This is a genomic window from Nocardia sp. NPDC051911 (assembly GCF_040681035.1).
GTDB lineage: Bacteria > Actinomycetota > Actinomycetes > Mycobacteriales > Mycobacteriaceae > Nocardia > Nocardia sichangensis.
Window position 1 is genome coordinate 110,096 of sequence record NZ_JBFAXY010000003.1, and the last position, 23,291, is coordinate 133,386.

Sequence of the window (23,291 nt, forward strand, 5' to 3'; positions counted from 1 at the left end):
CACGTCTCGGCCCGAGGGCGACGTTCCCGGTCAGGGGGAGTCTGCATGCCGGACCAGCGCGGCGGCATGCGGCGCGACGGGCGCTGTGCGTATCTCCGAGTGCAGTCGGACAACCGTATGGTCCGTGGCCGTGCTGCGGATCGGCGGCATGTCGAAGGCCAGCGGCCCCGTAGCCTCGGACCGTTGCTTGACGCCTACATGGAGGTCGTGACGTAGAGTGCGGTTTCGGGGGGACAAGCCGGGACCGCCGTCGGGTGCTCCTCCGGACCGGCCTCCTGCCCGCTCCGGAGGCCGCCGGCACGACCGCGTGGCCATGGCTGAATCGAGGTCGGCGCCCACGTGGAGACCGCAGCGAACTCCCTTGACGCAGTGACGTCCTCCTCACCGGGCGCAGCGATATCCCGCGGCGCGGCGACGACCCGCGACATGGCGCGCCCGGCGCGTCTGCACGCCCACAGCGCCGTCTCCACGGCCCTGGCGCTGCACAGCGATCACGCGTTGCGCGAACTCGTGGACACGGCCACGCCGATCGGCGCCGGTATCGGCGGGAAGTCGGCGCTGCTGGAGGTCGCCGGAACCCCGGTCTTCATGAAGCGAGTGCCCCTCACCGACCTGGAACGGCAGCCGGAGCACGTCCGGTCCACGGCGAACCTGTTCGACATGCCGCTCTTCTGCCAGTACGGCGTCGGCCTCATCGGCGGGCCGGGCTTCGGAGCCTGGCGCGAACTCGCCGTGCACACCATGACGACGAACTGGGTGCTTGCCGCCGAACACGAGGGCTTCCCGCTGATGTACCACTGGCGGGTGCTGCCGGACACGACGCCGCTGCCGGAGGAGCTCGCCGCCATCGACCGTGCCGTCGCCTACTGGGACGGCCGACCGCAGGTACGCCACCGGATCGAGGCCCTCCAGAACTCTTCGGCGAGCATCGCGCTGTTCCTGGAATACATCCCGCAGAACCTGCACGAGTGGCTCAACGCCCAGATCGAGGCGGGCGACGTGGCCACCGACCGGGCCTGCGCCATGGTCGAGCGGGAACTGGCCGCTGGCACCGCGTTCATGAACAGCCGCGGGCTGCTGCACCTCGACGCGCACTTCTGGAACATCCTGACCGACGGTCGACGCCTCTACTTCGGCGACTACGGCCTCTCGCTCTCCTCGGCGTTCGACCTCTCGCCGGAGGAGGCCGCGTTCTTCGACCAGCACCAGAGCTACGACCGCGGCTACACCGCAACCTATCTGGTGAACTGGCTGCTCACCGCCCTGTACGGGCTCCGGCGGGAGGACCGGGAGGCGCGCGCCGCGATGGTGCGCGCCTTCGCCGAGGGTAAGCCGCCGGAGGGCATCCCTGGGCAGGCCGCCACGGTCATCACCCGGCACGCGCCGATCGCCGCGGCGATGTCCGTGTTCATGCGCGCGTTCCAGCAGGAGAGCCGGAGCACCCCGTACCCGGACCAGGAGATCCGCTGCCTGCTGGGCGGCCAGGCCTTTCGGAGCCCTGACGTTAGGTGACCACCGTGTCCTCGGAGCGAACATGTAGTCGGCGAACACCGATCGACATGACGGACATGGGGTGTTCCGGCCCCGTTCATCGACAAGGCGTGGACTCTTCCCCAACTATGCGGACCGTTCGGAGTCGTTCTGGCTGTTTGCCGACGCGCCGACGCCACCGACGCGTGCGCTGACCAGACCCACGATCAGGTCCACGGTGAAGTCGAACTCGCGGTCGCGGTCGAAGCGGGCGAGGTGGGCAGCGGCAAGGCGGACCTGGGGCAGTCCGGATGACTCGAGGGTGCTCTGCCGTTCGGCGATTTCGCCGGGGTCCGCGGTGCCGTAGGTGGGCCCGGCGGAGGCTTCGCGCAGCAAGGTTCCGATCAAGGTGGCCAGCAAGGCGCGCATCAAGTGAACGGCGTCCTCGGGGCTGCAGCCGGTGCGGCGCAGTACCGCGAGAGCGGCCTCGACCGGAGCCAGGCCTGCGGCCGATGAGAGCTGGCGGGTCAGGACCAGAGTGGCGGCTTGGGGGTGGGCGAGGGTGATCCTGCGGAACTCATGCGCCCATGCTCGGAGGTCATCTTCCAGTGAGCCGGTCTCCTCCGGTGGACGCAGTTGCTCGAGCAGGTATTCGGCGACCGCGTCGAGCAGGTCGTCCTTGTCCCGCACGTAGTGGTAGAGGCTCTTGGCGTCTACACCCAGCGAGCGGCTGACCGACCGCATGCTCACCGCACCGACACCTTCGGCGTCGATCACCGCCAGAGCTGCCTCTCGGATCGCCGCACGGGAGAGCCGACCCTGCGCCTTCGGTGGACGCCCGCGACGGGCCGAGGCCTGGCGGGTCGAGGTCGGTGGCGTCGCGGGTGCGGGGTTCATGGCTTCACTCTGGCATATTTCCCACGTTGTGGGTTTACTGGATTGTGCCGATCAACCTGCCCGGCCACAGCCGCGAGCATGGAGCCGTGGCGGTCGATGCGGCCAGCTCGGGGTGACCGCATGGACTTGGTCGTCGGTCATCGGCAGCTGAGCACGTGATGGCTCGGAACCGCCGTGCAGGCGTCGAGGCAGGTCGAGAAAGTGGTGAGTTCCGCCGACCGAAAGCCTGCACCGGCCCTCGCTTCGGAGTTATCGTTGAAGTCCCTGCTGGAGGCCATGGTCGGGGTGCACAACAGACCTCCTGGCTGTGGCCTTGGGATACGACATGCACGCACCGACCGCGTCGCTCGCCGACAACCTCAGCATGCCGCCGCTCGCGAAGCCAGTCGCGGCGGTCGATGCCACCGCGCTGGTCCGGCTGGCAGGGGCAGATGCCAACTCGCCCGAGTTGAGCTTCATCGTGGGTAACGAGTCGATCATCAGTGGTCCGCCAGTGCACCGTGAAGTCGGCGGGCTGTTCACATTTGCCGCCGATCTGGCGGTATCCAGCAAGTCGCGGCGTCTATGGCCTTCCGAATCGAGCGGTCGACGTCTGCCGTCTTACATCCCGGACTGCGGCCGATGCGTCGACGGAACCTGTGTCGGCGCGGACGCCGTCCTGAGCCTGGCTCAGACTGAGAGAAAAGGAATACGACATCCGTAGTGCTTGATCGTGAGGAATGGCCCGAGTGGCTACACCGGTCAGAATAAAGGTCTTGTCATGCAACAGTCTTCCGCTAGACCGATCGCTACCGGGAATAGGCTGTCCGACGGAGTTTTCCCGCTTTCGGCGGCCCAACGCGGAATTTGGTTCGCCCAGCACGTCGCAGGCGATGTCCCGATCTCTATTGCCCAGTACGTCGACCTGGCGGGATCGATCGACCTCGACCTGCTCGCCCCGGCAGCGCGCCGAGCCGGGCGCGAGTTCGGCACCGGGTATCTGCGCCTGATAGAAAGCGACGGTTATCCGTTCCAGTGCGTCGACACCACGCTCGACGATCGTGCACGCGTTGTCGACTTCCGAGGTGAGCGCGATCCCGCGGGCGCGGCTCATGCCTGGATGCGCCACGAATACTCGGCGCCCCTCGATCTGATGAACGATCGGCTGGCCTGTGTCGTCATGCTGCGGATCGCCGACGACCGCTGGTTCTGCTACTGGCGGATGCACCACATCGCGCTGGACGGCATGGGGGTCTCGGCCATGGCGCGCCGCACCGGCGAGCTCTACACCGCGGCGATCGAGGGGAGGCCGCCCCCTGCCGCACAGGCCGAGGACCTGAGGAAGATCGTCGATGCCGATCAGGCGTACCGCAGCTCCGACCGTTTCGCGGCCGACCGGGAGTATTGGCTTCGGCACCTGGACGGGATCGCCGACCCGGTGAGTCTGGCGGGCCGTACCGCCGAAGTGGACGCGCATCCCAGACGTGTGGAGGCGGCGCTGACGCAGGAAACGGCTGCGTTGCTGGAGGTGGTCGCGAAGGCGGCGTCGTCCGGTGTGGCGCCTACGGTGGTCGCAGCCTTCGGCGCCTATCTGGCTGCGATCACCGGTGCTCCAGAGGTGGTCTTGAGCCTGCCGGTCTCTGCGCGCACGACGGCGACGATGCGGCGCTCCGGCGGCATGATCGCCAACGTCGTCCCGGTGCGACTGAGCTTGCGGCCGACCACGACCGTCGGTGAACTGATCCGGGCAGCACAGGCTGAGCTGACCGGCGCGCTGCGGCGGCAGCGCTACCGCCAAGAGGACATCTTCCGCGACCTCGGTTGGCCGATGGACGAGGTAGCGACCTTCGGTCCGTCGGTGAATTTGATGATGGTGGACACCAGGGTTCAACTCGGTGCGGTCACCGGACGAGCGCATGTGCTGACGGCCGGGCTGATCGACGACCTCTACGTCAATCTGTATCCGGGCGTTGGGGGCGAGAGCACCCACATCGACTTCCAGGGCAACGCTAACCTGTACAGCGATACCGAATTGATCGCTCACCACAGCCGATTTCTGCGGTTCCTGCGCAGGTTCCTCACCGCTGGACCGGACGCGGCACTGTCCACGATTCCCGTCGTACCTGATAACGAGCTCGCCGAACTCGCACCGGCACGCGGACCGACGAGCGTCTCGCCGCGCACGTTGCCCGAAATTCTCGCCGCGGGTGCGGGAATCGACCCCGGAGCGATCGCTGTCCATAGCGGGTCAGCTCGGCTGACCTACCGCCAAGTGGACGAATACACCAACCGGCTGGCACGCATCCTGATCGCCGCCGGTGTCGGGCCGGAACGCGGTGTGGCGATCTCGATTCCGCGCTCGATCGATTCCGTGCTCGCGATGCTCGCCGTGGCCAAGACAGGCGCCGCATTCGTGCCGATCGACCCGACCTACCCTTCGGACCGGATCGAGCATATGGTCGACGACAGCGGCGTCGGCATCGGCCTCACCGTAACGACCGCGCGAAGTCTGCTTCCGAATCGGGTGGACTGGCTGATCCTCGACGAGGACGAGACCGGCCGGGACATCGCGGAGCAGAGTGCGGCCGCGGTCGACGATACGGTGCGGCACGCTGCGGTGCTGTTGGATCAGGTCGCCTACATGATCTACACCTCAGGGTCGACCGGATTGCCCAAAGGCGTCCTGGTCACACACCGTGGCTTGGCGAATCTGGTCGCAAACTCCGCGCAGGGTTTCGGCGTCGCCGCGGATTCCGTGATGGCACATGTTGTTTCGCCGAGCTTCGATATTTCGGTCGAAGAGATCCTGGTCAGCTTCGCCGCCGGTGCGACGCTCGTCGTTGTTCCGCCATCGGCGTACGGCGGTGAAGAGATGGCAGCGGTTCTGCGCGCGGAAGGTGTGTCCCACCTGGACGCCACACCGGCGGTCGTGGGATCCCTCGACCCGGCGACACTACCCAGCCTGCGCACTGTCGTTGTCGGTGGTGAGAGCTGCCCAGGCGAGTTGGTGGCCAGGTGGTCCGGTCGTTCTGTACTCAATGGGTACGGGCCCACCGAGACCACGGTCACGGCGACCTTGAGCGACGCGTTGAGACCCGCTGGGCCGGTCACGATCGGAAGTCCGGCTCGCGGTTTCTCGGCGGTCGTGCTCGATTCCTGGTTGCGGCCGGTGGCTCCCGGGACGATCGGGGAGCTCTATCTCGCCGGGGCGGGTGTGGCGCGCGGCTATCATCAGCGTAGAGGCCTCACTGCCTGCCGATTCGTAGCGAACCCTTACGCGTGCGGCGAGCGGATGTACCGCACCGGAGACTTGGCTCGCTGGACCGAGAGTTCCGGGAGATTGGAGCTGGATCATCAGGGTCGCAGCGACTTCCAGGTGAAGGTGCGCGGCTTCCGTATCGAGCTCGGCGAAATCGATGCCGTTCTGCGACAGCACCCCGGCGTCGACTTCGTGGTCACCCTCGGCAAGGAGACCGACTCGGGTTCCACCGCGCTGGTGTCGTACGTGCTGCCCGAACCAGGTGCCAAGGTCTCTGTGGACGCGTTGAAAGCGGCTGCGGACAAGGCGCTTCCGGCCTACATGGTGCCCGCCGCGGTGGTAATACTGGACAGTATTCCGCTGACACCGCTGGGCAAGGTAGATCGCACGGCACTGCCAGAACCAGAGTTCGGCTCGGACGCGTCTGTGGGCAGACCACCTTCGACCCCACGGGAGCAGGCGCTGGCCGCGCTGTTCGCCGAGGTTCTCGGGCTGGATTCGGTGGGCGCCGACGCGAGCTTCTTCGCACTCGGTGGCGACAGCATCTCGGCCATTCAACTGGTCTCGAAGGCGAAGTCCGCCGGGATCGGCCTCAGCGCACGAGATGTATTCGAGCGCAAGACCGTTGCCGCTCTCGCAGCGGTGGCCACCGAGGCGCGCACTCCGGTGGCACGCGAGCTGCCCGGCGGTGGCGTCGGCGCCGTCGAACTCACACCGATCGTGCACGCGATGCTGGACCAAGGACAGACCTGGCGCAGGCTCGGCCAAGCGGTCTTGGTCGGTCTACCGGCCGACGTGGACCACACACGATTGGTCGAGGCCGTGCAAGTGCTTCTCGACCATCACGACCTACTGCGCTCCTCGATGCGAAACACCGATCACGGCTGGGAATGGGTTGTCGCACCAGCTGGTGCGGTCGAGGCAGGCACCTTGGTGGACATCGTGAGCGCCGATCGCAATGGCGATCCGACGTTCGATGACGAATTGCAAGCTGCCGCGGACCTGCTCGATCCGGAGGCCGGAGTCGTCGCACGCTTCGTGCTGATCGAACGAGCGGATGCTCCTTCCTTGTGCTGGATCGTGCTGCATCACCTGGTGATCGACGCGGTGTCATGGCGCACCCTGCTGCCGGATCTGGCGACCGCGGCCGAGGGCCTCGCCCTGGCTCCGGTCGGCACCTCGTTTCGGCGTTGGGCGCACGGACAAGTCGACCATGCGGCAGGCCGCAGCGCCGAACTGCCGGTCTGGCAGAACATTTTGGCGACGCCCGATCCGCCGATCGGCACGGGCGCTTGGGACCCGGCCCTCGACATCGCCGCCACCGCGGGGACTTTCCGGACCATCGTCGTTCCGGATGTCGCGAACTCGGTACTCACCACGGTGCCGGACCTTTTCCACTGCGGTGCCGACGATGTGCTGCTGACCGCGCTCGCGATGGCGGCATGCCGCTGGCGTGATCGAAGGTCATTGCTTCTCAGCATGGAGGGCCACGGACGCACGGAGGCCGTCCTGCCCGGCGCCGATGTCGCGCGCACCGTGGGCTGGTTCACCACGGTCCATCCGATCGCCATCGATCTGACGGGCGTCGACCTCGCAGACGCTTTCACCGGTGGCCCCGCGGCGGGCGCCGCGATCAAGACCACGAAGCAACAGTTACGCGCGGTGCCCGACAAGGGTGTCGGCTTCGGCATGCTCCGGTATCTGAACGCCGACACCAAGAATGCGCTCGTGGACGCGCCGACCCCGCAGATCAGCTTCAACTATCTGGGCCGGGTGCCGACCGACAGCGAGGCCGGGGCCTGGTTGCCGCAACGCTTCGCGGCAACGCGGGACGAGCGAGCGCCGCTGGCCGCGGTCGTCGATATCAATGCCGCACTGACCGACTCCGGGCTGGAAGTGACGTGGGCATACGCAGCTCGGCTGCTCGAGGCCGTGGACGTCGAAGAGTTCGCCGATCTCTGGGCAGCCGCGCTGCGGGCACTGGCCGATCACAGCGGCAGGCCAGGAGCCGGAGGACACACTCCTTGCGACTTCGACCTCGTCGCGGTGACGCAGGCACAGATCGACGCCTGGGAACGCACCTATCCGACTCTCACCGATGTCTGGCCGCTGTCACCATTGCAGCATGGCCTGCTCTTCCATGCGCTGTACGATCCCGAAGGCGCCGACGTCTATACGGTGCAGTCGCTACTCACGCTGACGGGTACCGTCGACACCGCGCGACTACGCTCCGCCGCGCAGACGCTGGTGGCACGGCACGACATCCTGCGGGTCGCGTTCGTGGAGACCGATGAAGGGCCCCGCCAACTCGTCGTCACCGACGCCGACATCTGCTGGCGGGAGATCGACCTGACCGGAATCGCGGAAGCCGAGCAACGACAGCGAGAACTCGACCGGCTGATCGCCCTGGACGCGGGCAGCCGGTTCGAATTGACCCGCCCGCCGCTCGTGCGCTGCACGCTCGTGCGTACCGCTCCCGCGCAGTACCGGTTCGTGCTGACCAACCATCACCTTGTGCTGGACGGCTGGTCGACTGCGCTGCTGGTGCGGGAATTACTCACGCTCTATGCCACTGCGGGCGACACCTCCGCGCTGCCGCCCGCGCACTCTTACCGCGAATTCCTCTCCTGGCTGCGCCAGCAGGATCATGCTGCGTCGACCGCCGCGTGGGCACAGTACTTGGCAGGTATCGACATCCCGACACGGGCGGTCTCGACATCGACCGGCACGGAGGCGACAGGGACCGGGACGGTGTCCGCCGACCTGTCCCAGGACATCGTCGCACGTCTGCAAATGGCCGCGCGCGATTCGGGCACCACGGCGAACACGATAGTGCAGGCGGGTTGGGCGATGCTGCTGGCCGTGCTGACGGGCCGATCCGACGTGGTATTCGGCGCGACGGTGTCGGGCAGGCCACCCGAGCTGGCCGGTGTCGAAGAATCGGTCGGTCTTTTCATCAATACGTTGCCGGTGCGTGTACGGTTCGATCCCGCGGAGCGGGTCGCCGACCTACTGGCTCGCATGCAGAGTGAACAGGCACGGCTGATGGATCATCAGCAAGTCGGGCTCGCTGCGATTCACAAGACGGTGGGCTTGGCCGAATTGTTCGATACGCTCACCGTTTTCGAGTCGTATCCGCTCGACCGAGGCGCGTTGTCGGCGCTGCCGGACATCGCGGGCATGCGGGTAGTCGACGTCGAGGGCACCGATGCCACGCCGTATCCGTTGAATCTCATGGTGGTTCCGCTGCCCGGCAGCGACGGGCAGGCCATGCTGCGCATCAGCGTGAAGTACCACGCCGACCAGTTCGTGCCGGAAACAGCGCGCCTACTGTTGGATCGCTTGATCCGGTTCCTGACTCAACTCGTAGGCAACCCACAGGCGCTGGTGTCCGAGCTACAGTGCTGCGACGACGCGGAGCGCGCCACGCTGCTGTCGGTGCGTGGACCGGCGTCGATGCCGCCGCGAACACTGCCCGAAATTCTCTGTGCCGGAGCACGGATCGACCACAGTGCCATCGCTGTTCGCGCGGGCGAGATAACGATGTCCTATGGCGAGCTCGACGCCTGGTCGAATCGTCTTGCCCGCGTCCTACTGCGCCGAGGCGCGCGGCCGGAAATGTGCGTCGTGCTTGCTCTCGGTCGATCGCTGGAATCGGTGGTGGCGGTGTGGGCAGTTGCCAAGACCGGCGCGGCGTTCGTGTCGCTCGATCCTTGCTATCCGATCGAGCGGATCGAGCACATCCTGGCCGACTCGAAGGCGGAGATCGGCGTGACGGTGACCCGCGAGACGCTACCGGGAACCATCGACTGGCTGCTGCTCGACGACCTCGATACGCGCCGCCGGGTCGAGAAGGTCTCCGCAGCACCGATCACCGACGCGGAGCGTGGGAGTCCCATCCGCATCGACCACGCGGCGTACCTGATCTACACCTCGGGCTCCACCGGCGAACCCAAGGCTGTGCTGGTCAGCCATCGCGGGCTTGCGAATCTGGTGGCCGACTTGACCGAGTCACTGGACTTGGATCCGGCGGTCGGCGTCCTGCATGTGGCGTCACCGAGCTTCGACGCGTCGATCTTCGAACTGCTGACAGCACATGGCGCGGGCGGCGAACTCGTGATCGCGCCGCCTGACGTATGTGCGGGCGGAGAGCTGGATCGACTGCTGCGCGCCGAACGGGTCACCCATGCGTCGATCACGCCGTCGGTACTGGCCACGATGGATCCTGGCGGACTCGATCAGCTGCGGGTGCTTGCTGTTGGGGGCGAGCCCGCGAGGGCTGAACTGATCGAGCGGTGGTCGAATGAGCGTCGGATGGTGAACCTGTACGGTCCGACAGAGTTCAGCACTTGGGCGACCTGTCACCGCGATCTCGCCGCGGCAGCGCCGATCACCATCGGCGGGCCGATCCGTGGCGCCGCGACCATGGTGCTCGACACCTGGTTGCGTCCGGTGCCGGTCGGCGTCGCCGGTGAACTGTACCTGGCCGGTCCCGCGCTCGCCCGCGGCTATTTCGGCCGTTTCGAGGCGACCGCGACACACTTCGTCGCCGATCCCTACGGCCAGCCGGGGGAGCGGATGTACCGCACCGGCGACATGGTGCGATGGGTCATCGGGGCCGACCATACATACGAGCTGGAGTTTCTGGGCCGCAACGACTTTCAGGTGAAGATCCACGGCCTGCGGATCGAACTCGGCGAGATCGATTCCGTGCTGTGCCGCGATGAACAGGTCGAGTATGCGGTGACGACAGGCCGCGCCGGGCCGACAGGGGCAACCGTACTGGTGTCGTATGTGCTGCCTGCCGAAGATGTCACGGTCGACGTCGCGCATCTGCGTATGGTCGCGACCGCTGCCCTGCCCGCGTACATGGTCCCTTCCGTGTTCGTCGTGCTCGATACGATTCCGCTCAACGCGGTCGGCAAGCTCGATCGGACCGCCTTGCCCACACCTGAATTCGCGGACGGGCAGGCCGGGTACCGGCCACCCTCGACACCGACCGAAGCAATTCTCGCCGACATCTGCGCGGAGCTGCTCGGTGTCGACAAAGTCGGCGCCGACGATTCCTTCTTCGTTCTCGGCGGCGACAGTATCCTCGCTCTCCAGCTGGTATCCAGGGCCGAGCGGCGGGGCGTCCACCGCACGCCGTTTCAGGTGTTCCAGCACCGCACCATCGCCGCATTGGCCGCGGCCGCCGGGCGCATGGCCGATGAACTGCCTCCAGTCGACGCCGGACCCATGCTCGACGTCGTGTGGCCGATCCGGCTCGGCGGCAGCGAACCCGCGCTGTTCTGCGTGTCTCCGTCCTCCGGAGTCGCCTGGCCCTACTCGGGATTCGCGGATGTGCTGTCGCCGGGCAGGCCGATCTATGGGCTACAGGCACCGGGCCTGGGCGGCGGCGAAGCACTAGCGCGATCGATCGAAGAGTTGGTCGATCGGTACATCCACGAGATCCGGATTCTGCAGCCGACGGGTCCACACCACCTGCTCGGGTGGTCGTTCGGCGGGCTCGTCGCGCACGCGATCGCCACGAAGTTGAGGAACGCCGGTGAGCATGTAGGACTTCTCGCGCTACTCGACACGGACTCCGCGGACATCGATGGTGACAGCATCGAGCAGCTTTCCGCCGGCGGCTTCGTCAGTACTTTCGGCCCGATGTTGGGTATTCGTGGTGTGCCCGCCGATGCGTCCGCGGAAGATGCCGCCGATCTGATTCGTGCCCGACTGGGCGGTGTTTCGCCGATCGACGCGGGCACAATCGAGCGTCTGACGCGGTGGTACAACATAGTGGCACAGATCAGAACCGGATATCATCGTCCCGTATTCGGCGGGGACGCAGTGTATTTCAGTGCGACCGTCGACGCTTCCGGCAACTCGGGCCCCGGTGGATGGCGGCCCTACGTGACCGGCGAGATCGTCGATCACGATATCGGAGTCACCCATGACGAACTGACCGCACGACACGTGTTGCCGATCATCGCGCGCGTACTCGACGAGCATTTGGCCGGTCGAAGATGAACCTTCAGGACAGGCCGGCATGTCACGGCAGCTCGCGGAGATAGGTTGGGTCGGTCCGGGTCTGCGGAACAGTCATGACTGACTGTCGATCAGTGTGATGCGGGCGGGATGCTCTGCTCGTACTGGAAAATGTTGTGGGGGTCGTACTTCGCTTTGATCACGCGCAGCCGCTCGAAGTGCTGTCCGCCCCAGTAGGCGGTTCCCCACTCTTGCATTCCGACGTTCGGTACGTTGACGTAGGCGCCGTTCGCGTAGGGCCGCAGCGCCTGGCTGAACTCGGCGGTCCAGGCCTGGGCCTGCGAGGTCAGCGGGTCGCTGACGCCTGGTTGTGTGGAACGAGTCCCCCAAGCTGCGCCGATCTCACCGTAGAAAAGCGCGTCGCGATGCGCGAACGCCGTGCCGCCAGGGGGTTCCGTCTTGATCGCCCCACCGAAGGCATCGACGAAGTAGTTGCTGTCCTCTGTGGGAGCGTTCCTCATGAAGTCGCCGATGATGTCGATCGCCTCCTTCGGGAACGGCTCTTTGACGAACTGCGAGAGGAACTTCCAGTTCGCGGGCTCTTGCGGGAGCGGGACCTGGGCTCCCGCGAAAATATCGCCCCAGTTACCGACCTGCACCGTGACATCGGGGCTACCGACCGACAGGATCGCGGCCAGCATCTCTGTGGCCTGTGCCGCCGCCCCCTCCACGAGCCACGCGGACAGCAGGATCTGGGACTTGTGGACCTCGAGCTCGGAACCCAGACGGCTGTCGGCGGACGGTACCGTACGCTGCCACGCCTCGAAGACCCCGTACAGGTCCCCGAGTCCATCCCACGTCGCCTGCACATAGGCGAGATGCTCGAGCGGATACACCTTGTAGGTGAGCTGGGTGACGATCCCGAAGTTGCCGTTGCCCGCGCCGCGAAGCGCCCAGAGCAGGTCCGAGTGGTGCTGCGAGTCCGCGTTGATCACCTCGGCGCAGTCGTCACCCGACGCGACGACGACCTCGGCCGCCATCAGGCTGTCGCAGGCCATGCCGAGCCAGCGGTTGAGTGGCCCGAGTCCACCGCCGAGCGTCGCACCGCACACGCTTACGCTGCCCTCGCTTCCGGTTGTGATCGCGAAATTCTGCTTCGCGAGCGTCGTCACCGCTTCCAGCTGGTTCAGCCCGGCGCCGACCGTCGCGATACGAGCGCCAGGGTCGATCCGGACCGACTTCAGCCGGCTGACGTCGATCACGATGCCGTTGTCGACGTTCGACCAGCCCTCGAGGGCGTGGCGGCCGCTGCGTACCCGCAACGCGACGTTGTGCTGCCGCGCCCACGTCAGGGCGTTCACCACGTCCTGGGTGTCCTGCGCGAAGACGATGACCAGCGGATAGTGCGAAAAGAGCTGATCCCAGCCGAGTCGGGCCTCCGTGTACGACACGTCACCGGGTCGGACGATGTGGCCGGTCAGCGTCGCGGGCGGGCATCCCGGGCTTTTTTCGGGGACGCTCGCGTCCGCGATATCCGGCGTGTCTGCGCCTGTGAGGCCCGAAACAACGACTGCTCCTACGCCGACGGCCGTCGACGTCCTGAGCAGGTCACGGCGAGAAAGATCACTCAAGGCCAAGTCCTCTCGATCGGCTACGCCAATACCGGGCTCCCCATGGAACTCTTACCCGCCAACCGCCGGGCAGTCCTTCGTTCTCGATTTCCGAACGGTAACGGGTGACGTGGCGGTGCGTTCCGACCCGCCAATCGAGGACGATCACAACCGCCCGAAGGCGTGACTCAGTAAGATTCGGACTCGGGCCGTGTCGGTTACGCGCGTCCCCTTTGCGTGTTACTCAGCCTCCAGAGATGGAGCTGCCCGACAGGTATGGCTCATTAAGCTGGCTGGGTGGAGTTCACAACGGATTTCGAGCGTGGTGGGTGGCTGCTGGCGCGCGTCGGCGAACACGGGGTCGGCGGCGTCGCTGGTACCGGCTTCGAGGCTTATGCGCGGATCCTGCACCCGGTCGAGGCGACCCGCCGCGATGTCACGGTCACCGACGAGTGGGGTAGTCCCGAGATCGTGGAGGAGGCGAAGTGGTCGTGGGCCGAGGTCGCCGTGCGCAACGGCAGAGTGATGCATCCGCTGGTGCAGTGGCGCAACCTCACCGACGATGAGGACGAAGCGGCGATGTCGTTCGATGACGGCTGGAAAGTCGGCCAGACCGTCGAGGGGTGGTTCGACCCGAGTCTGCTGGCCGCGCTCACCGTCCACCTTCGCGCAGCCACCGAGGCACCGGAAGAGGTGACGGCTGGAGTGTGGAATGGATTCGGCGAGCTGAACACATCCTCGGGTGCGGTGTTCGTCGCGTCCACCGACGGCGATCCGCAGAACCTCGAGCGCGAGCGAGCTCGAATCGACGCCGAGCTGGCAGCGTCTGTCGCGCCACAGGTCAGACGAGCGGTCCGGACCGGGCCTTTCCTGCGGTGGCCGGGACGCGACTTCATGCTGTTCGACACCAGTCTCTCCGAACTCGCCGACCCCAGCTGGGTGCATGCGGCGGGCCTGGGATGGACGACCGACTTCCCCGGAGTGACGCCCCAGCTGCTCTGGCCCGCCGACCACGCATGGGTCGTGGCCAGCGAGATCGACTTCGACTCCACGATCGTCGCCGGCTCACGGGCTCTGATCGACGCGGTTGTGGCCGACGATCGTTTCGAGGCCTTCGAGGTCGCCGAGAATTCGGATCTGAGCTGGTACGGCGACACAATCAACTCCGCGCCGAAGGACTGAGATGTCGGCGAGAGCTCGACCAGGGCGTGCAGCCGAGGGGGTTGGGCCTGGCGGGTGGTGTCGGCCAGCCAGCCGCCAGACCCAACACCTCCAGTCTGGAGAACATCCGTTCTCAGACGCGGAGAATTTGCAGGAGTTTGCGGGTTCAAAAGAGTTCACAGCTTTTCGACGCCGATTTTTCGGGCAGTCCCAAGGAGTAGGCCCGGTCTGCGATCCCAGGCTGCGAGTGCTCTTGCTGGGACGGGCGGGACTCCGACCTTGGCCGCACATGCGATGCCGCAGCGTCGGATCGAACTCTCTTGTGCCGCGAACACATTCGAACTGTGATTCCCAATGCCGCGACCAGCTCGCCAATCGCAAACGGATTCGTCCTGGCCCTCATCATCGAGTGGCTCGAATCATTGGGGGACACAAGCTGGTCGTGGCGGCCGACTGCCGACGCCGGACCTCGTCGACTGACCTGTAGTCGCCGAGACCGCCTGCCGGAATCGACCGCCGCGCCCTGTCCCGTCGGAGCGCTTTCGCGCTGTACCGGATCGGAGCTCGCGTGCCACCGAGTGCGGGGCACGGGCATCAGTTCACGCTGAGGTGGGGTTGAACTCGGCAGTGACGCGGTCCACGAAGTTCTTGGCTTCGGGGCTGTCGTGGTCGGTGGGCAGCTCCACGGGCTGTCCGTTGAGCGGGACGGTCGCCGGCCGATGGTTCGCCAGTACCTTTCCGGCACCGTCGCCGAGCGGTAGACCGGCCAAGGCCAAGACCCGGTTCATCACGGCGTCGGTGCCGACCGGCGGGAGGGCTACGACGCCCTGCGGCCACTGCACGCCTCCGATTTCGAAGAACTCATGGTAGCCGCCTATGTGCTGGTACCCGACCTGCGCAAAGTACAAATCATCCGGCGTCGAGCCTTGCGTTTGATTGATCTTATCGTTGAACGTGCCGTGGAATACGCCGCTGGCGGGGTCGAAGTGTGCGTATTGGCCTGATACGGATGCCTGTATCTCGAGCACTTCGAACAGAACCTGCATACCACCGGGAGCAGGCTGGTTGTTCTTGGAGTAGAGAGCCTTGGCGCCATCGATATCGGGCGGATTCCACATGTGCGGGACGATGTCGAGGTCGTTGGCGTAGCGCCGAACTCGTTGCAGGCGTTGGGTGGTGTAGTTGACGAATTCCTGATTGCAGAAACTCGGTCCGGCGGTCGAGAGCACGCTGATCCTGGCTTTTTCGGAACTGTCCCAGAGCCACTGGGTGTCGCGCAGGAACAGCGCCAGCGTGAGTGACAGGGCACCGCCGAGGCTGTGGCCGGTGACGGTCAGGTCGATCGCCTTGTCGCCGAGCGAACTCAGGAACTCTGGCAACGTGTGACCGGCGCCGGGACGCTGGCCTGAGGGTTTGATATTGAGGAGGGTTTTCACCCCGATAGCAGTGCCGATCGTGTGCCAGGCGGCATTATTCGCGAACCACGGCGTCTGGAGAATGAAGGAGTCCTCGACGAGCCAGTCGAACACCAGTGCGTCGGTGCTGCCGGCCATCGCGATCACGTACCGGGAGGGATCCTCTGTGCTTCGCACCATGTACAGGGCGTTGACCGCGTACAAGTCGGTGTCGAACAGCGCGACTCCCGGACCCCAGACGATCTCCCACCCTCCGATGACGTCCCGGTTGGTGTCGAGATACTGCTGGATCTTCTGTGAGAGGGTGTCCTCCAGGTCGCCGTCTTCTTTGCTGATGCTGTTGACCAGATTCGCGTACTCGCACAGCTGGTATGTGATCTTGTCTTGCAGAGACGGCTCATTGATCGTCGTGGATTGTGCAGTCATGTACCGCTCCTTACCGTATGAGTTTCATCCGAAACAGAGAGGAGAAAGCGGTGACGCGAATTCACACGCTAAGTCGGGACAGAACATCCCGAACCGGTAGCTGTGTATAGGAGTCTAGACGATCCACCACACCTGCGGGCGAATAATCTGCCTGTCCGCGACCTGACGTCGTCGCCCGCGGACGGTCGGTAAACCTCCCGGCTGCGCGCCGAGAGGGTTTACCGATTATTGTAAATTTCAACTCAGCCGCAGACCCACAGGGCATCGGCCTTGTTGTCACCGTCGGCGGGCACATTGCCCTTGCTGTTGTCGGGGACCGAGACGAGCAGTTGCCACTCCTGACCGGTCCAGTTGTAGACGCCGACCGTCTTCCCGGTGCGGTTCCAGTACGAGCTCAGACGATCTCCATTTCCTTCGTTGCCGATGTCGTGCAGCAGGCAGTTGCTGTCGACCTGCACGAACATGCCGGTGCCGTTGCGGTGGTCGTAGCCGCAGAACAGTCCGCCCGGGCAGTCGTAAGCCGCCGACGCCGGTGCCGGCGCGAGGGCCGCGCCGTATCCAGCGACCGCGAGGGTAGCCGCCGCCGCGACGCTGAGACGACGAAACAATGTGAGTGAGAACATGATTGACCCTTCGAAGCCGATGGGATCGAGTATCGGTGCGGCGGAAATGCGCCGCACTCATGATGGTGGACCGGACCGCCCGCGACTATCCACCTCGCGCGAGTTCTATCCGGGCTGCGCGGCGGGTTCGGCGCGGCGCGGCGTTTCAGGCGCGCAGCGTCACCGACGGCGGCACACCCCATCGCCGTCGGTACAGGGCTGAAAAACGGCCCAGATGCCAGAACCCCCAGTCCGCGGCCACCGCCGCGACCGTGGTCATGGTGGGGTCCGCGGCGGCCAGCGCGGTGTGCACGCCCACCAGCCGGGCTTCACGCAATCGCGCCGTCGGTGTGGTGTCGAGGTATCGCCGGAAGCCCTCTTGCAGGCTCCGCACCGAAAGTCCCACTGCCTCAGCGATGTCGGTGATGGTGAGCATTTCGTGCGCATGGTCGGTGATGAGTTGTTCGGCCAGGCGGATGGGACGCGGCGTCGACTTTCCGGGTGCGTCGTCGAGCAGGAGCTCGGTATAGCTGTTCGGCTGGGCCAGCAGGAGTTGGGACATCATCAGCTGCTCGATCTGCGGCCGCAGCCGCGAATCCAGGAACAGGCCGGGGCCTTCGGCGTCGTCCTGCAGCATGCGCAGCGATTCGAACCAGGTCCGGGCGGCCGGTGACCGCAATTGCATGGCGACGGCCATCCGCAGCGGACGATCCGGCGGCCGGCCCAGCATCCGCCGCAAATGGTCGTCCAACGCGGCACGGTCGAATCGGACGAGCAGTTGCCTGCTGCTCTCGTGCCAGTTCATGTCCAGGGGCGCGTCCGGGTCCGGAACCGAGGCCACCGCAGGGTCGGAGGCGATATCCGCGGTCCCGTTGAGCACCCGGGCCCACCCGGCCAGCGGTATCTGAACCAGGCGGAAGGTTTCGATGGGCTCGGTCCGGATCCGAACTTGAACCCCGTAATGCTTGTAGACCAGGCCGACATCGCCGTACCGGACGACATTGCAGCTGGCCTCCATGGTGGAGGCGCTCGGATCGAGCCGGTGCTCACGCAGAATGCCGCTCATCCCCGCCCGGGCCACCTCGGGGTCGGCGGTCCGAAAATAGCGATGCCTCGACAGCGGTTCTACGAACATCCCGACTGCCCTCCAAGCAGCAGGCACCGCGCGAACGGACCTGGATCAGTGGATATCTAAGGTATTGTCCGCCGAAACCTACGGGCACGCAGTCGGTTTCACACTCCAGGAAATCGGCGAGATCTTGGGTAGATCGACCGATGCCACCAAGATGATCGCCAGCCGGGCTCGTCGCAACGTCCAAGCCACAGATCAGCCGACGGGCCTCGGTCGTGATCATCGAGAAATCGTCCAAGCCTTCCCTGGGCGGCGATTCGAAGCGCTCCTGCGCGTCCTCAACCCGAACGTGAAGCTGACCGTAGACACCTCCGACCAGGGGTCAATGGTCCGATGGCGTGGAAGCGGCGCTGGACGGGTGGGCCCGTCTCAGGTGTGGGGATACTCGTTTCGGCGGTCCGGTCCTTCGCGGCTGACGTGGCATCGCTTTGAGGGTTTACGGTCGCATCCCCTGGTTAGGTGACCACAACGTTCAATCGAACGTTCAAGGTTACGATCGGAGGGTGTGAACCTCCGGTCAGAGCCTCCCCTCCGGCGCAAGCAACGCACCCCAGACTTCGCGTTGACCATGGACGAGATCAGGGCAGTGACGGCTTTTGCCATGTCCTCGGCAGAGCAGGTACTTCCGCTGTTCGAGGCATGTCACCCCGATGACAGCAGACCCCGCGACGCGCTCGCCGCCGCAGCCGCGTTCGTCCACGGAGGCCGCCGCTCTCGCGCCCAGCGGGTGACGGCACCTGCCGCCCACCGTGCTGGGCGAGAAGCGGCGGCGCCCGTGCCGTTTCACGCCGCGATGGCCGCGGGCGATGCCGCCGCATCGGCGTATCTGCATCCGCTGGCGGATGCCGCTCAGGTCAACCACATCCTGCGCGCGTCTGCGCACACCATCCGAGTATTCGAGCTGCGCCCCAGCGACGAATACGGCGACTCGGTCGAGCGCATCGTCGACCTCGCGGCGCCACTGGTGATCGACGTCCTCCGTCGTTATCCGAGGATCGGCGCCGGCACGAACCGGGTCAGCCAGCTCGTGCACCAGCTCGACAACCGCCTGCGAGATGAGCGCACCCCGTCACCGCGGCACGAGCGAGGGGCGGAGCGGCGATGATCCTGCCCAAGGTCCGAGACCCCCGGATGGTGACGATCCGTCGGGGTGGCCGCCTGACCGATGCCGACCATCAGCTGCTCGCGCTGTGGGCGGCGGCATGCGCCGAGCACGTTCTCGGCCATTTCGAGCACGAACAGCCCGACGATCCACGCCCACGAGACGCCATCGCCGCCGCCAGAGCGTGGGCGCGAGGCGACATGCCGATGATGCAAGCCCGGGCAGCAGGCGGACACGCGATGGGCGCCGCCCGCCCGCTGACCGGCGCGGCCCGGTTCGCCGCCTACGCCGCCGGACAAGCCGCATGCGTTGGACACGTCGCCGAACACGACCTCGGTGCCGCCGCCTACGCGATCAAAGCCGTTCGAAGCGCGCATCCCGGCAATCCCCAGGCGGGCCGGATCGAGCGTGACTGGCAGCGAGACCAGCTCACCGACCCCATCCGCGCCCTGGTCCTCGAAGACCAGGCCCGGCGCAACAGCATCTGCTGGTCGGTCTTCTCCGACTGAGCCGCACAGCATCTCCGCCGTATCGACCGCTGTCCTGGCAGTTTCCGGTCAGGGTGATCCGGTCTTCGAAGGGACCGCGAACGCGGTGCGTGCGGGCTTCCACCTCAGCTGGGAAATTCAACATCGACAGACTGTCCGTAGTTACGGAGCGAATGCTCTGTTATGCTCCGGCCATGCCCCGCCCTCGTGTACACGCTCTGGATCAGCTCATGGATGCCGCAGAACGGTTGGCAGTCGACTCCGGACCCGCTGCGGTCACCGTCCGCGCGCTCTCGGAGGCCGCGTCGGTGTCCAATGGCGCGATCTATCACGCCTTCGGCTCCCGCGCCGGGCTGATGGGACGTGTCTGGCTGCGCGCCGCGCAGCGGTTTCTGACTTTGCAGCGTGAGGCCGCGGATCATGCACTGGCGCACGGGGGTGCCGTCGAGGCGGTCGTCGCGGCCGCCGACGCCCCTGCCGAATTCTTGGTGCAGCAGCCGGTTTCGGGGCGTTTCCTGCTGACCGTGCCCCGCCGGGAACTCCTCGGTTCCAGCGAGATCCCCGACGACATCGCCGAGCAACTACGCCGACTCGATCAGACCCTGACCGAGCTGTTCGTAAATCTGTCGCGCGGCGTGTTCGACCGCGCCGACCGTGAGGCCGTCGCCGTCATCCGTGATTGCGTGGTGGAACTGCCCACCGCGCTGCTGCTGCGCGGCCGCCGGAGCCCCGATACCGCAGTGCGCCAACGCCTCGCCGCGGCGGTCCGCGCGGTACTGGCCGTACCCCTGCACCCCACCACAACGAAGTGAAAGGAAACACCATGACCGCGAACCTGCACTACCAGGACAAGATCGCCGTACTGAACCTCGGCGACGACGAAAACCGTTTCTCCCCGGACTGGCTCGACACCGTCAACACCCACCTCGACGCTATCGAGCGCGACGCGCAAGGGCTGGTCACCACCGGCAGCGGCAAGTTCTACTCCAACGGTCTCGACCTGGACTGGCTGATGGCCAACGGCGACCGCGCCGAATGGTACGTCGGCCGCGTCCAGGAACTGTTCGCCCGCATCCTCACCTTCCCGCTGCCCACCATCGCCGCGGTGAACGGCCACGCCTTCGGCGCCGGCGCCATGCTGGCCACCGCCCACGACTACCGCGTCATGCGTGAAGACCGCGGCTACTACTGCTTTCCCGAGGTCGACATCAACATCCCCTTCACTCCAGGCATGGCCGCGCTCATCCAGGCCAAGCTCGGCCCCCAGGCCGCCGTGACAGCGATGACCACCGGTTACCGTTTCAACGGTCCGGACGCCCTGGCTGCCGGGCTCGTCGACGCCACCGCCGCCGATACCGAGGTCCTCACCACCTCCACAACCCGGCTCACCCCCATTCTCGGCAAGGACCCCGCCACCCTCGCCGCCATCAAGACCACCATGTACAGCGCGGTCACCACCGCACTGCGCTGACACCGCTCGAACCGAGGAAGACCGTCGATGACAATCACCACGGACAAGCCGGCCGGCACCAATCTCGCGCTCTGGAACACACTGCAGCGCTTGCCATTCGGCAACTGGTTCTTCACCCAGGCGCTTTGCTTCAAAGCCCCCTATTTCCGCAGCGTGCACCCCCTTCTCCAAGAGCTGCGACCCGGACTGTGCCGGGTCAGCGCCCCCAACCGGCGCAGCGTCCACAACCACCTCGGCACCTACCACGCCATCGCCTCGTGCAACATGGCCGAGCTCGCCGGCGGCATGATGACCGACGCCACCATCCCCGCCACCCACCGGTGGATCCCGGTCGGCATGACCGTGGAATACAAGTCCAAGGCAACCACCGCAGTGACCGCCGTCGCCTCCCTCGACCCCATTCCCGACTTCGGCGACGAACCCACCGAACTCGTCGTCCCGGTCGATATCCTCGACGCCGACGGCAAAGCCTTCGTCACCGCCCGGATCACCATGCACGTTTCCAAGAAACGCTGACGCCCACACCGGCTCACAAGCCCCTGGCACCACGCTGCGCGAACCAGGTGATCAGAAACGACTCGATCTTTCGCTTGGCCGCGCGTACCACCCGGCTGCCAGTTGCCAGATCGTGCAGGGCCAGGCGTTTTCCCGCGGGATTCGCCGCGAGGAAGAGGCTCACAATGAGCGCTAGGAAGCCGATAACGGCGATCCCATTGAGTATGGCTGATTCCGGATTGGATCCCGACAGGGACATGAATACGAACGGCAGGAAGATGATCAGCATGCGCGAGGCTGCCGGCAACAATTCCAGCCTTGGCCGAGCCTACTCTCCCCCCCGCGCTTCGTTACTCAACTGACAAAGGGAGCGTGAGCTGAAAGGTCGGTCAAGGCAGCCGCGAGTGGCGATCGAATCCAATGCGCTGATCGATTCGGCCATGGACGGCGTGCTGTCCGTCGGCGAGGCGTATAGGCTGATCCAGCAGGGTTTGTCCGGTGGTGACGCGTTCGGTCGCGAGGCGCGGCGGAGAGACTGCGCAGCCGCTCCGAAACAGCAGTAGCCGTGGATCGCCCGAAACCGGATCGCCGTGGCGGCAGGTCATAAGAGAGATCCGCCGACGACCCGGACATCGGTGCAGCCGTCCCTAAGGCGAACGCAACCGCATCGAGATCCGCGTCCGCGCCGCTATGGCCGCCCAAGCGCAAGTCGAGGGCCGCTATCTCGGCGGCCGACCACTCTACGGGTACCGTGGAGACGGCACTTGCGCTCAGTTCAGTGTGAACGTCGCCGTACCCGAGATCTGCTCCATCTCCCTGTTGTTCGAGTCCAGCGCGACGATTCGAGCCTCCACCCGGCCGACGCCCGGAGCGGTGCCGAAACCGACGATGACGCCGTCCACCGTGTCTTGAACGACACCGTTCACGACGCGGTGCTGCTGCCCGTCCGCGTACCCGGTATCGAGGTTCTTGAAGCGCACAGCGACCTTCCAGTCCGAGCAGTTTTCCCCGGTCTGGGTGACGTTCACCCGCACGCCGAATGTGCCGGCCTTCTCCTGTCGCACGGTGACCGCGTCGATGATCGCCGAGCAGCTGGTCGGAACCAGGCGCGTCAGCGTCGGCGAGAACGGAAAGCCCGGGTCATGCGGTACCGCGGGAGATGGCGCGGCGAACCCGACCATCCCGGCGGCGGTCAACGCTGCGGTGACACCTGCGCGAGCCAAAAACCGTTGCGGCTGTTTGCGATTGAGAGACATGTCCGGTTTGTCGGATCACCGGCAGCCGGTGTTACAACAGTCGTCGCGTTAGTAGAGTCACTGTAACGTCTGGCATGGATACTGGTCGGGATCGCTTCGCCCATCGCGGGTACCAGGAATGCTGGCACTCATTCGAAAGTGTTGTCGTCGCAGGCGCTCACGCGCCGCGTGCACCGAATGCCGATGCGTCCCATCCTGTCGCGGAAGGGCGGCGTCACCTCATAGCGTCGCCGCGCGACCAGGAATGTTGGTTCGCCGGACGATGGTGATTGCCACCGACCTGATCGAAAACGGACTGGCGCTCGCACCACGTCGCAGGCGGCTAGAAGCACTCTGGTCCCTCATACTGTCCCGGCACCCGGTTACCAGCAGCAACCTTTACCCGGCCCGATCCGACCGTGGCCGGACCCACCCCCACGCCGCACGGCGCGGAAGCGCTCACCGGCCGGGCACCATGCGGAAGCAGTTCGTTCGATTGATGTCGGGCCATCCGGCCCCAGTCGGATCGGTGTGTCAGCGAGGTCGGATCCTTGCGGTCAGAGCCCGCTGCTG

General features: G+C 65.9%; 17 protein-coding genes. 10 read left to right on the forward strand and 7 right to left on the reverse strand.

The genetic code is table 11. The features are described 5' to 3' along the window. Positions 1–369: 369 nt before the first annotated feature. Positions 370–1,512 (forward strand): protein kinase family protein, encoded by a 1,143-nt coding sequence (locus AB0L97_RS05195; RefSeq protein WP_364425414.1) that lies wholly within the window; start codon positions 370–372, stop codon positions 1,510–1,512. Between the two features lie 105 nt (positions 1,513–1,617). Here the strand turns inward: AB0L97_RS05195 and AB0L97_RS05200 are convergent, their stop codons facing one another. Then, positions 1,618–2,367: a TetR/AcrR family transcriptional regulator C-terminal domain-containing protein gene (locus AB0L97_RS05200; RefSeq protein ID WP_364425416.1), complete on the reverse strand. Its 750-nt coding sequence runs from the start codon at positions 2,365–2,367 to the stop codon at positions 1,618–1,620. Between the two features lie 325 nt (positions 2,368–2,692). Here AB0L97_RS05200 and AB0L97_RS05205 point away from each other — a divergent pair, with 325 nt between their 5' ends. After that, a complete protein-coding gene (locus AB0L97_RS05205) occupies positions 2,693–3,070 on the forward strand; it encodes a hypothetical protein (RefSeq protein WP_364425418.1) in 378 nt (125 codons plus the stop codon). Positions 3,071–3,127: 57 nt separating this feature from the next. After that, positions 3,128–11,623: an amino acid adenylation domain-containing protein gene (locus tag AB0L97_RS05210; RefSeq protein WP_364425420.1), complete on the forward strand. Its 8,496-nt coding sequence runs from the start codon at positions 3,128–3,130 to the stop codon at positions 11,621–11,623. Between the two features lie 89 nt (positions 11,624–11,712). Here AB0L97_RS05210 and AB0L97_RS05215 read toward each other — a convergent pair whose 3' ends face one another. Further along, positions 11,713–13,032 (reverse strand): FAD-binding oxidoreductase, encoded by a 1,320-nt coding sequence (locus tag AB0L97_RS05215; protein WP_364425422.1) that lies wholly within the window; start codon positions 13,030–13,032, stop codon positions 11,713–11,715. Between the two features lie 456 nt (positions 13,033–13,488). On the opposite strand from AB0L97_RS05215, the gene AB0L97_RS05220 reads away from it, so the two are divergent. Then, positions 13,489–14,373 (forward strand): hypothetical protein, encoded by an 885-nt coding sequence (locus AB0L97_RS05220; protein ID WP_364425424.1) that lies wholly within the window; start codon positions 13,489–13,491, stop codon positions 14,371–14,373. 578 nt (positions 14,374–14,951) lie between these two features. Here AB0L97_RS05220 and AB0L97_RS05225 read toward each other — a convergent pair. The 3 genes from AB0L97_RS05225 to AB0L97_RS05235 form a co-directional block, all read right to left on the reverse strand. Continuing rightward, positions 14,952–16,193, reverse strand: a complete 1,242-nt coding sequence (locus AB0L97_RS05225) for a hypothetical protein (RefSeq protein WP_364425426.1) — start codon at positions 16,191–16,193, stop codon at positions 14,952–14,954. Between the two features lie 242 nt (positions 16,194–16,435). Beyond that, positions 16,436–16,816, reverse strand: coding sequence for a peptidase inhibitor family I36 protein (locus tag AB0L97_RS05230; protein ID WP_364425428.1), 381 nt, complete (start codon positions 16,814–16,816; stop codon positions 16,436–16,438). Between the two features lie 145 nt (positions 16,817–16,961). Further along, positions 16,962–17,861: an AraC family transcriptional regulator gene (locus tag AB0L97_RS05235; protein WP_355078112.1), complete on the reverse strand. Its 900-nt coding sequence runs from the start codon at positions 17,859–17,861 to the stop codon at positions 16,962–16,964. A 634-nt stretch (positions 17,862–18,495) separates the two neighbouring features. Between AB0L97_RS05235 and AB0L97_RS05240 the strand changes: the two genes are divergently transcribed. From AB0L97_RS05240 to AB0L97_RS05260, 5 genes are all read left to right on the forward strand, one after another. After that, positions 18,496–19,032: a putative immunity protein gene (locus tag AB0L97_RS05240; RefSeq protein WP_364425715.1), complete on the forward strand. Its 537-nt coding sequence runs from the start codon at positions 18,496–18,498 to the stop codon at positions 19,030–19,032. Beyond that, positions 19,029–19,538, forward strand: a complete 510-nt coding sequence (locus AB0L97_RS05245; RefSeq protein ID WP_355078110.1) for a putative immunity protein — start codon at positions 19,029–19,031, stop codon at positions 19,536–19,538. The genes AB0L97_RS05240 and AB0L97_RS05245 overlap by 4 nt, the downstream gene beginning before the upstream one ends. Positions 19,539–19,711: 173 nt before the next feature. Next, positions 19,712–20,329 (forward strand): helix-turn-helix domain-containing protein, encoded by a 618-nt coding sequence (locus AB0L97_RS05250; protein ID WP_364425431.1) that lies wholly within the window; start codon positions 19,712–19,714, stop codon positions 20,327–20,329. An 11-nt stretch (positions 20,330–20,340) separates the two neighbouring features. Beyond that, on the forward strand, positions 20,341–20,988 hold the full coding sequence (locus AB0L97_RS05255) for an enoyl-CoA hydratase/isomerase family protein (protein ID WP_364425433.1): 648 nt from the start codon (positions 20,341–20,343) through the stop codon (positions 20,986–20,988). 27 nt (positions 20,989–21,015) lie between these two features. After that, positions 21,016–21,504 (forward strand): hotdog fold domain-containing protein, encoded by a 489-nt coding sequence (locus tag AB0L97_RS05260; protein ID WP_364425435.1) that lies wholly within the window; start codon positions 21,016–21,018, stop codon positions 21,502–21,504. 13 nt (positions 21,505–21,517) lie between these two features. Here AB0L97_RS05260 and AB0L97_RS05265 read toward each other — a convergent pair whose 3' ends face one another. Then, on the reverse strand, positions 21,518–21,772 hold the full coding sequence (locus tag AB0L97_RS05265; RefSeq protein WP_364425437.1) for a hypothetical protein: 255 nt from the start codon (positions 21,770–21,772) through the stop codon (positions 21,518–21,520). A 115-nt stretch (positions 21,773–21,887) separates the two neighbouring features. On the opposite strand from AB0L97_RS05265, the gene AB0L97_RS05270 reads away from it, so the two are divergent. Continuing rightward, a complete protein-coding gene (locus tag AB0L97_RS05270; RefSeq protein ID WP_364425724.1) occupies positions 21,888–22,046 on the forward strand; it encodes a hypothetical protein in 159 nt (52 codons plus the stop codon). A gap of 207 nt (positions 22,047–22,253) precedes the next feature. On the opposite strand, the gene AB0L97_RS05275 is transcribed toward AB0L97_RS05270, so the two are convergent. Continuing rightward, positions 22,254–22,739: a hypothetical protein gene (locus AB0L97_RS05275; RefSeq protein ID WP_355078097.1), complete on the reverse strand. Its 486-nt coding sequence runs from the start codon at positions 22,737–22,739 to the stop codon at positions 22,254–22,256. Between the last annotated feature and the right edge of the window lie 552 nt (positions 22,740–23,291).

Excerpts from the sequence above, each read along its gene's own strand:
- AB0L97_RS05200 (WP_364425416.1), bottom strand. The coding sequence starts at position 2,367 with ATGAACCCCGCACCCGCGACGCCACCGACCTCGACCCGCCAGGCCTCG.
- AB0L97_RS05205 (WP_364425418.1), top strand. The coding sequence starts at position 2,693 with ATGCACGCACCGACCGCGTCGCTCGCCGACAACCTCAGCATGCCGCCG.
- AB0L97_RS05210 (WP_364425420.1), top strand. The coding sequence starts at position 3,128 with ATGCAACAGTCTTCCGCTAGACCGATCGCTACCGGGAATAGGCTGTCC.
- AB0L97_RS05225 (WP_364425426.1), bottom strand. The coding sequence starts at position 16,193 with ATGACTGCACAATCCACGACGATCAATGAGCCGTCTCTGCAAGACAAG.
- AB0L97_RS05230 (WP_364425428.1), bottom strand. The coding sequence starts at position 16,816 with ATGTTCTCACTCACATTGTTTCGTCGTCTCAGCGTCGCGGCGGCGGCT.
- AB0L97_RS05235 (WP_355078112.1), bottom strand. The coding sequence starts at position 17,861 with ATGAGCGGCATTCTGCGTGAGCACCGGCTCGATCCGAGCGCCTCCACC.
- AB0L97_RS05240 (WP_364425715.1), top strand. The coding sequence starts at position 18,496 with ATGGACGAGATCAGGGCAGTGACGGCTTTTGCCATGTCCTCGGCAGAG.
- AB0L97_RS05245 (WP_355078110.1), top strand. The coding sequence starts at position 19,029 with ATGATCCTGCCCAAGGTCCGAGACCCCCGGATGGTGACGATCCGTCGG.
- AB0L97_RS05250 (WP_364425431.1), top strand. The coding sequence starts at position 19,712 with ATGCCCCGCCCTCGTGTACACGCTCTGGATCAGCTCATGGATGCCGCA.
- AB0L97_RS05255 (WP_364425433.1), top strand. The coding sequence starts at position 20,341 with ATGACCGCGAACCTGCACTACCAGGACAAGATCGCCGTACTGAACCTC.
- AB0L97_RS05260 (WP_364425435.1), top strand. The coding sequence starts at position 21,016 with ATGACAATCACCACGGACAAGCCGGCCGGCACCAATCTCGCGCTCTGG.
- AB0L97_RS05265 (WP_364425437.1), bottom strand. The coding sequence starts at position 21,772 with ATGCTGATCATCTTCCTGCCGTTCGTATTCATGTCCCTGTCGGGATCC.
- AB0L97_RS05275 (WP_355078097.1), bottom strand. The coding sequence starts at position 22,739 with ATGTCTCTCAATCGCAAACAGCCGCAACGGTTTTTGGCTCGCGCAGGT.